8 protein-coding genes and 1 pseudogene are annotated in these 8269 nt (G+C 63.2%); 5 read left to right on the top strand and 4 right to left on the bottom strand.

Annotation, left to right across the window (positions count from 1 at the left end; all coding sequences use genetic code 11):
- Positions 1 to 170 (top strand): annotated as a pseudogene (locus tag EN994_RS36000) (mandelate racemase/muconate lactonizing enzyme family protein); the annotation flags it as partial.
- On the top strand, positions 167 to 1084 hold the full coding sequence (locus tag EN994_RS09370) for an NAD(P)-dependent oxidoreductase (protein ID WP_063168824.1): 918 nt from the start codon (positions 167 to 169) through the stop codon (positions 1082 to 1084). The pseudogene EN994_RS36000 and the gene EN994_RS09370, both read left to right, overlap by 4 nt.
- 79 nt (positions 1085 to 1163) lie before the next feature.
- Here the strand turns inward: EN994_RS09370 and EN994_RS09365 are convergent, their stop codons facing one another.
- Positions 1164 to 2102 carry a diacylglycerol kinase family protein gene (locus EN994_RS09365; RefSeq protein ID WP_063168825.1) on the bottom strand — a complete coding sequence of 313 codons (939 nt, stop codon included), beginning with the start codon at positions 2100 to 2102 and terminating at the stop codon, positions 1164 to 1166.
- A gap of 859 nt (positions 2103 to 2961) precedes the next feature.
- Between EN994_RS09365 and EN994_RS09355 the strand changes: the two genes are divergently transcribed.
- The 3 genes from EN994_RS09355 to EN994_RS09345 all read left to right on the top strand — a co-directional run bounded on the left by EN994_RS09355 (position 2962) and on the right by EN994_RS09345 (position 5205).
- Entirely contained in the window at positions 2962 to 3396 is a 435-nt protein-coding gene (locus EN994_RS09355) for a DUF4383 domain-containing protein (RefSeq protein WP_013530043.1), read from the top strand.
- Positions 3397 to 3402: 6 nt separating this feature from the next.
- Positions 3403 to 4533 (top strand): hypothetical protein, encoded by a 1131-nt coding sequence (locus tag EN994_RS09350; RefSeq protein ID WP_063168826.1) that lies wholly within the window; start codon positions 3403 to 3405, stop codon positions 4531 to 4533.
- 150 nt (positions 4534 to 4683) lie between these two features.
- A complete protein-coding gene (locus tag EN994_RS09345; protein ID WP_023809774.1) occupies positions 4684 to 5205 on the top strand; it encodes a hypothetical protein in 522 nt (173 codons plus the stop codon).
- A gap of 33 nt (positions 5206 to 5238) precedes the next feature.
- On the opposite strand, the gene EN994_RS09340 is transcribed toward EN994_RS09345, so the two are convergent.
- The 3 genes from EN994_RS09340 to EN994_RS09330 all read right to left on the bottom strand — a co-directional run bounded on the left by EN994_RS09340 (position 5239) and on the right by EN994_RS09330 (position 8130).
- Positions 5239 to 5769 (bottom strand): dihydrofolate reductase family protein, encoded by a 531-nt coding sequence (locus EN994_RS09340; RefSeq protein WP_027162137.1) that lies wholly within the window; start codon positions 5767 to 5769, stop codon positions 5239 to 5241.
- Between the two features lie 88 nt (positions 5770 to 5857).
- The gene (locus EN994_RS09335; protein WP_063168827.1) at positions 5858 to 6490 is read right to left on the bottom strand and encodes a hypothetical protein; all 633 of its coding nucleotides are present in this window, start codon (positions 6488 to 6490) and stop codon (positions 5858 to 5860) included.
- Positions 6491 to 6507: 17 nt separating this feature from the next.
- Entirely contained in the window at positions 6508 to 8130 is a 1623-nt protein-coding gene (locus EN994_RS09330; protein WP_063168828.1) for an FAD-binding oxidoreductase, read from the bottom strand.
- Positions 8131 to 8269: the final 139 nt, after the last annotated feature.

Raw genomic sequence — 8269 nt, 5'->3', positions numbered from 1 at the left:
GTTTCCATGCCACGCTCTTGAAGAAGAAGATCGAGTGGCAGGACGGCAACGTCGTCCCCTCGAAGGAGCCCGGCCTCGGCGTCGAGTTGAACGAAGCGGTCTGCGACGCGCACCCCTATACGGGCAAGGACCTGCATCTGCAGATGATGCAGACCCCGCTGATGCCGTGAGCAAGAGCTACGCCTTCATCGGGCTTGGCCATCTCGGCGGAAACCTTGCCGCCAGCCTGATCCGCAACGGCTTTGCCGTCACCGTCCTCGACCGCGATCCGGCCGCCGTCGAGCGCCTGGTGGCGCTCGGCGCCACTGCCGCGAGCAGCCCGGCCGAGGCCGCCGCCTGGGCCGGCAATGCCATCACGTGCCTGCCTTCGCCCAAGGTCAGCGAAGCGGTGCTGGCCGGACCCGGCGGATTGCTGGAGGGCCTACCCCAAGGCGGCACCTGGATCGAGATGTCCACCAACGGCCGCGACGAGATTCTTCGCCTTGCGGCCCTCGCCTCGGCCAGGGGCGTCGAGACGCTGGAATGCCCGGTCACCGGTGGCGTGCATCTGGCGGCGGCTGGCAAGATCACCGCGCTGGTCGGCGGCGATCCAGCGCTCTACGAACGTCATCGGCCGGCCATCGAGGCGATGTGCGCAAAGTCGTTCCTGATGGGTCCGGTCGGCTCGGCGGCGGTGATCAAGGTGATCACCAACATGCTCGCCTTCATCCATCTCGTCGCCGCCGGCGAGGCGCTGATGTTGGCCAAACAAGGCGGGCTCGACCTCGCCCAGTCCTACCATGCCATCTCAGCCTCCTCCGGCAACAGCTTCGTCCACGAGACCGAAAGCCAGCTCATTCTCAACGGCTCCTACGACATCGGCTTCACCATGGACCTGGCGCTGAAGGACCTCGGCTTCGCGCTGGCGATGGGCAGGGAATTCAGACTGCCGCTCCAACTGGCGCCGCTTGTGAGTGAGATTTTCCAGATGGGCAAACAGGAATATGGCGGCAGCGCCTGGTCCACCCAGATCGTCAAATTGCTCGAGGATGCCGTCGATACCGACCTGCGCGCGCCCGGTTTTCCGGCCAAGCTGGAACTCTGACATCAGCCAGTTATCAAGCGATTTCAGGACGTTGGATTGATGGGCGGATTCATCTGAATCAATCTGTCAACGGCTTGATTCAGTATCTGAGCGTCAATGCACCCGGCAGGATCTCGAAGGTCGCGGGTATGCGTCCCGGCGACTCGCCGTCTATATCGACCAGGGCGCCATTCTCTGACGCATCGCCGAGCGGCTCGACCACCACTTTCCTGCCGCGCAGGATGGTGATCGCCGGATGGTTGCGGTGCCGGCCGCCATAGAGCAGCCGGATGTCCCAGATCAGCTTCAGCTTGCCGGCGGCGCGCAGGATGACGATGTCGAACTGCCCGTCGGTCAGGTCGGCATCCGGCGCGATCATCATGCCGCCGCCAAAGAACTTTCCATTGGCGACCGCCACCAGCGCCATGCGCGCTTCGACGGGTGCGCCGTCATCGACCGTGATCCTGACGTCCTGAAAACGGTAGCGGATGAACTCCACCACGGTGCGCCACAGGAACAGTGCCTTGGCCGACATCCTGCCCTTGCGCTTGTCGGCATTGACGGCGCGGTCGGTGGCGCCGGACAGGCCGAGACTGGCGATGTTGATGAAGTGCCGGCTGGCCAGCGCGCCGTGATCGTCGATGTAGCCGATGCGCCCGGCATCGACCTTGCGACCCTTGGCTTCGGCCAACCGCTTCAGCACGGCATCCACCTCTTTCGGCAGGCCGAGCCCGCGCGCGAAATCGATGCCGGTGCCGCACGGCAACAGGCCAAGTTCAGTGATCCGGCCGCTCTCCTGGGCCGCCTGCAGAAGCCCGTCGGCCACTTCGCTGGCGGTGCCGTCACCGCCGGCCGCAATCACCAGATCGAAGCCAATCATTGCGAGATCGATTGCCAGCCTTTCGGCATCGCCTTCGGCCTGCGTTTCGCGCAGCTCGAATTCGCCGAAATGCTTTTTCAGCGACACGGCAACATCAGGCCAATGCCGTTTCAGCCGGCCGCCACCGGCAATCGGGTTGAGAACCACTCCGACTTTCAAAATACCCGCCCTCCCCGGCGCCGGACATGCAGGTCCGATCCTTTGCCGGCATTGAAGCCCGCGACCACCGGCGGAGCAAGGGGCGCTGTCGGCTCGTACGCAAAAAAGCGGGCGGGCTGTCTAAAGCAGCCGGCGCTCGAATTCCCCGGTTTGTGGCTAACGATCCCCGGTAATCCCGCTATCCACAGGGCAGCGGCCATTCCCCAGGACCCTTACTCGGTGTACATTAAACCCATCTCAGGCGGCTACCGATCATCAAGCCGAAAGGCGAAGTGAAAGGCGGATTTCCTGAGGCCCGTACGGCCCGAAGCGAGAGCAGGCTTGCCTGTTTCGAGGGACGGAGCCGAGACCTACGGGGCCGCGGAAAGCGTGCCAACGCCGACGGCGGACCGATGCTGCCATGAAGGACGGCAAAAACCTTCGATGGTGCGCAGGGCAAAGCTCGCAAGGGTGGAGACCGGCGTGGTCCCGAACGGACGCTGCTCTCGGGCGGCGGACTGGCAGGACCGTCAAAATCAAGGCCGGCAAGGCGCGACGACTTTACGGAAGTTGCTGCCGCGACCGTGTCCTGATCTGACAGGGAGGCGCTGGGAGAAATCCCGGCGCCGACTGTCTTTTTGGCCCCCCGATGCCCTTTGGCGGCGATCTTGCGAGCGCCGCTTCTCCACGCGCTAAAATCGGTTAGTATCGCCTGGTCAGAGCCCGTTTGAAAACGCGCTCTGCCGAGTCGGATGGCGTGGTTTTCGAGAACCGAAGCGCAGCGGACCTTTGAGTCCGTGAGCATCGGAAGCGCAGAAAACCGCGTCAGGCGGCCGGCAGAGTAGCGTTTACAAATGGGCTTGTAGAAGGGGGATACTTCATGACGCTCGTCCAGAAGCTTGCCGTTGCCTATGCCTTCCTATTCTTCGGCGTCGTCGCCATCGGCTACATACCGGCCTTCAACGATGCCGACGGCAATCTGTTCGGCCTGTTCTCGCTGCAATGGTACGATGATCTGCTGCACGCCTTCTCCGGCGTCTGGGCGCTGGCCGCCGCCTTCATCTCGCACCGCCAGGCAGTGTTCTATTTCAAGCTGTTCGGCTCGGTCTACCTTTTCGACGGCGTGCTCGGGCTGGTCACCGGTTCCGGCTGCCTCGATGCCGGTATCTTCATCAACGGCTTCCGCTCTCTCAACGATATCGAATTCCCGGCCCGCTTCTTCGCCAACCTGCCGCACATCGTCATCGGCGGCTTCGCCGTCTATGTCGGCTTCCGGCTAGCCAGGCGCGTACACGACCACTTCGCCACGGCCTGATCGGGCATGTTCCTGTTCCGCTGGCTGAAGCGCCTCATCAAGACGATCCTCTGGCTGATCGTCGTCGTCATCCTCATCCCGATCGCCGGGCTGAGCTACGGCTTCCTGACGACGTCGTCGCTCGACAAGACGCCGCTGCCCGGCATTGCCGACGGCGCCCCGCCCAAGGCGCTGGCCGACAAGGTCCGCGCCGAGATCCCCGGCTACCAGCGGCCGGAGGAATCAACCTTCCTCACCTATCCGGAATGGGCGATCGTCTACGCCGCACGCGAATATGCCGGCTTCGTCGACAAGGACCAGCCGAGCGGCTTCCCCTACTGGTCCTATATCGGCCGCTTCTGGCAGGACTACGCCATGGTCATCCGCGCCAGCGCTCCCTACAAATTCAACTATGCCAACCACCAGATGCTGGTCATCATCGGCACCAGCCACTCGATCGAGCATATATTGCAGTGGGCCTATGAGAACACGGTCGGCCGCATCACCGAGGCGACAACGGCCAAGCGCACCGCCGCCGACATTTATCAGGCCAAGGTCGCGGCGGACTATGCCGCGTTTCTCGACCAGGTGCCCTGGTATCAGTTCCCGTATGCCGACAAGCGTGCCGGCCTGTTTGCCGTGCAGCCGGTGCCGGGCGACAGCTCCGTCCGCACCAGCGAACGCAAGCTGGCGTTCGGCCTCGCCGACACCATCAAGCAGGGCTATGCCGACCTGATAAAAAAGGCCCTCGCTGCCACGATGGACCCCGCCTTGCTCGACATCCATGTCTGGGCCAAGGGGCCCGTCGGCGAAGCCACGCGCAACGAGCCCGACACCTTGCTCGAACGCGACATGGGCGCTGACGGCACCATCTTCGTCACCAGGCGCTATCAGGTCTTCACCGAAATGATCCTGCGCCTGATCGACAAGGGCGTCTCCTTCGTCGAGATCGGCGGCAATGACGAGATCATGGCCACGGTGCTCTCCACCGATACGATCGCCATTCCCGAAGGCATGCACATCCTGTTCAGCTATCCGCTGCCGGCCGATCAATCCACGCGCCGCACCGGCATGATCGTTGCCGTGCGCAAACTGCATCTCGTGCTGCCGGCGCTGATCAAGTCCGGCGCCAGGCTCGAACACGTCTACGATTACTGAGGCCTTTCGGTCACGCCCGGCCAAGATTAGGCATTTCCTGGGCTCCGCCACGCCCATTCCACAATCGCGGCCAAATCCCGCCTTGTTCGCGCGCGAAGGAATGGGAAGAAATGGAAGGGCTGCCGGGGGGCATCTCGAAGGGACAAGACCGTGATCAAGACCGCCCTTGTCGCCATGACCATTGTCGGCTGCGACTGCGACGCCAAGCTTTGCGAATATATCGGCGAGACGCCGGCCAAATGGTCGACCGTCGCCGAGTGCGAAGCGGCGATGAAGAGCCAGATGCTGCACGAGCGCAATTTCAACTATCCGCTCGTCTCCGGCATTTGCCGCACGAAGGGTTCGTCGTCCTCTTCGCAGCTGGCCGCGACCGCATCGCGCCCGGAATTGAAGCCCGCCAGCCGCGTCGTCAGAACCGAAAGCCCGCTGCCGCCGGAACTCAGCCACCGGCCGAGCGTCTCGGTCGGTTCGCCGACGACCGCCATGGAAGCCGACGCCGCCCGGCCCGTTGCCTATGAACAGGTGGTCGATGGCGGAACCGGTGTGCTCTATCGCACCAAGAACGGCTACGCCGTGGTCAAGACCGATCTCGGCCGCGCCGCCTCGGCAACCGCCGACGCCGCGAAGCGCTCTGTGAACTGGCTGGCCGGACTGGTGCCGAAGGGGCTGTAGGCCCGCTGGCGTCTCGGTTCGACGACCGCGTGATCAGGCAGGCACATAGGTCAACCTGATCACGTCGTCGCCAATCAAATCGCTGGCCACAAAGCGAAGCGGCGGCCGGGGGCCGGCGAAGAATGGCTTGCCATGACCAAGCACGAACGGATGGAGGTAGAGTTGGTACGCATCTACAAGACCAAGGTCGGTCAGGCTTCGTGCCAGGCCTGGTCCAGAAACTGAAATCTCCCCGACGAGCTTAGCCTTAAGCCCGCGTATCACCGCCTCGACGTCATCCGCGACAAGTGTTGCGTTAGGGCCGGCCGACTTCAGAGAGCGCGACACAACCCACTTCGGTTGGCTCCGCCACGCCGCCGCGAATTCATGCGCCTCCGCGCTCCACTCAGGACTGTCTTCGTCCCAATAGCGCATGACCTCGTACATGCCGCGACCGTACACACTGCCGCTCAAATTGCGCACTTGCTCTATCCAGTGACGAAAGATCGTCGGGCCCGACGGCATTTTCTGGTGGTCGACATAGCCGTCGAGTGACTGGTTCATTCTGAAAATGAGCTTCGCCATGCTGCAGGATCTCCAACCCGGGGTCTTCAGAATAACTTGAGCCGCCGTTACGCAAAACCCCAGCCGAAATCCAAACTGAGACACGATCCTAGTCCGGCCTGAACCTGACTTTCAGGCTCTGCCAGAACTTGTCGACAAGCGGCTTTTCGGTCGCTGCATCCTCGCCGGCAATGCGGGTGATGAACAGCAGCCCCCGATCGGCCAGGCCGAAGCCGACGATCTCGAAATCGGCGGTGTCGGTGCGTGTCTTCACCTCGGCCCGGATCCCGGTCAATTCCTTGCCGTCGGCGAGTTTGCGCGTGGTCGGCCCCTGCGTCAGCTTGGCGCCGGCCTGCACCGATTGCCTGGTCATCTCCTGCAGCATCAATTGGTTGAGCGACACCGGATTCATGGCGCCATACTCCTGCACGACGACGATCGTGCCCAGCGCCGAGGCCATCAGATACTGCGTGATGTCATCGCCGAGATCGGTCTTGGTCACCGAAATGCCGCTGGGGTGGACGAAGGAAAAATCGCTGCCGGAAAAGGTAGCGAAGTCGTTGCGCGCGAGCGTCACCTTGCTCTGCTTGCCGCCGGGCAGCGTCACATCGGCGCTCTCGCCGGGATCGATATCGACCGTCACGCCGTCGATGGTCAGCTTGAAGGCCTTGAGATCCTCGCCTCCGGCCGGTCCGGCGCACAGCGCGATGAGGGTGAGTGCCGCCGCCGATACCATCCGCATGGCTGTTCTCCTGCTTCTTACGACACCCCGCTCAGCGCCTTGATGGCACGGTAGAAGGTCGAGGAAAACAGTTCCGTTGGGTCATACTGCCGCTTCGCCGCCAGGAAGGCCGGCAGTTCGGGATAGGAGGCCAGCAATTCCCTGGCCGTATAATGCAGCTGGTAAGGCAGGAAGAAGCGCCCGCCATGCTTGATCGTCACGTCGATCAGCGCCCGCGTCAGCGCCCGCATCCTGGCATTGCCGTCGGCATCGGTCGGCTGGTTGACGTAGAGCACCAGCGAATAGGCCGGCTCCGGCGCGTAGGTCAGCGCCACATCCTCCCTGTGGACGATGCGCACCGAAGCATTGAGCACCGGCAGCGTCTGCTTGCGCAGGATCTCGCGCGCTTCCGCGATGAATTCGACATAGGCGGCACGCGGAATAAAATATTCGTGCAGGATGTCGGTCTCTTCCATCTGATCGTTGAACAGATAGGGCACCGAATCGTGCATCGGGTTGTTGCGGGTGACGAGACAGGCCTCGCCCTCGGCCATGGCCGAGGTGCGCGCCACCGTGCAGCTTTCGAATTTCGGCTCCAGTGTCTTTTCGGTGAACCACTTCAATTCCTGGAACAGGCTGCCCCATTTCGCCAGGTTGATGATCACCCGCTTCAACCCGACCGATCCCGGTTCGCCGATCTCGGGCTGATCGGCCGGCGGCCGCTCGGCCACCTTGTCGTAACGGTAGACGATCATGTCCTCGAGGAAATTGCCGGGCGCCGTCGACAGATGGCCGTAGAACAGGCCGATATCCTTGTTCGGCTCCAGCACCTTGGCGAAGAATTCCGGAAAATCGTCCGATTTGATGATTTCGCGCGAGGTGCGGTAGACGGCGTTGTCGACGATGTCGAGCGTCGCCTCCAGCACCACGCCGAACAGGCCGTAACCGCCGACGACGTGGCGGAACAGATCGGTGTTCTCGGTCGGCGAGCAGGTCGTCACCGAACCGTCGGCCAGCATCACCCGCATCGAGCGGATCGAGCCCGCCACCGAACCCGCCTGGTGGTCCATGCCATGCGCATTGGCCGACAGCGAACCGCCGACCGAGAAGATGTCGGTCGACTGCATCGCCTTCACCGCGAAGTGCGGATGCAGAAGGTTCTGGATGTCATGCCAGCGCGCGCCCGGCTGCAGGGTCATGGTCTTGGCCGCCGCATCGACGGTGACCCTGTTGAACTTTCTGAGGTCGAGCACCAGCGCGTTGTCGTCGAAGGCATGCCCGCCCATGGAATGGCGGATGGCGGCCAGCGATATTTTCAGCCCATTGGCACGCGCGAAGGCCAGGGCCTTGGCGATGTGCTCGTCCCCGCTGACCTCGACCACGCCGTAGACCGGCGTCATCGACAGGCCGCTGGCATCGTTGATGTCACCACCCTTTGCCGACCAGGGCAGTGACGCATCGAAGGCCGGCGCATTGTCCAGCGGCTTCAGAGGCAGCGCGAAGCCGTCTATATCGGCTATCCGTCCTGCGTTCTTCGGCCCCGAAGGTCCGCGTGCCAGCCGCGCCACCGTGTTGCCGCCCCACAGCACCGCGCCGCCGACGACAGCCGCACCCAGCAGCAATCGCCGCGACAGGCGAAACCCTTTTTGCTCGTCGGCCATGACTATCCCCCGGTGGCCAAGGGATAGCGCGGCTCTTTGGCAAAAACCATAGCGGCGCCGCCGGGACGGCGGTTTGCCTGGCGTCGAGGGTGAAGGGCACGAAAATGGCCGGTCCCCGGAGGACCGGCCAGAATGGAAC

The sequence above is a fragment of the Mesorhizobium sp. M7A.F.Ca.CA.002.09.1.1 genome, assembly GCF_003998555.1.
GTDB classification, from domain to species: Bacteria; Pseudomonadota; Alphaproteobacteria; order Rhizobiales; family Rhizobiaceae; genus Mesorhizobium; species Mesorhizobium ciceri.
The sequence above is the reverse complement of the archived record's forward strand: the minus strand, read 5'-3'. Positions and strand labels throughout refer to the sequence as shown.

Coding starts and splice junctions, on each gene's coding strand:
- EN994_RS09340 (WP_027162137.1), bottom strand. CDS start 5,769: ATGGCGAAGCTCATTTTCAGAATGAACCAGTCACTCGACGGCTATGTC.
- EN994_RS09355 (WP_013530043.1), top strand. CDS start 2,962: ATGACGCTCGTCCAGAAGCTTGCCGTTGCCTATGCCTTCCTATTCTTC.
- EN994_RS09330 (WP_063168828.1), bottom strand. CDS start 8,130: ATGGCCGACGAGCAAAAAGGGTTTCGCCTGTCGCGGCGATTGCTGCTG.
- EN994_RS09350 (WP_063168826.1), top strand. CDS start 3,403: ATGTTCCTGTTCCGCTGGCTGAAGCGCCTCATCAAGACGATCCTCTGG.
- EN994_RS09335 (WP_063168827.1), bottom strand. CDS start 6,490: ATGCGGATGGTATCGGCGGCGGCACTCACCCTCATCGCGCTGTGCGCC.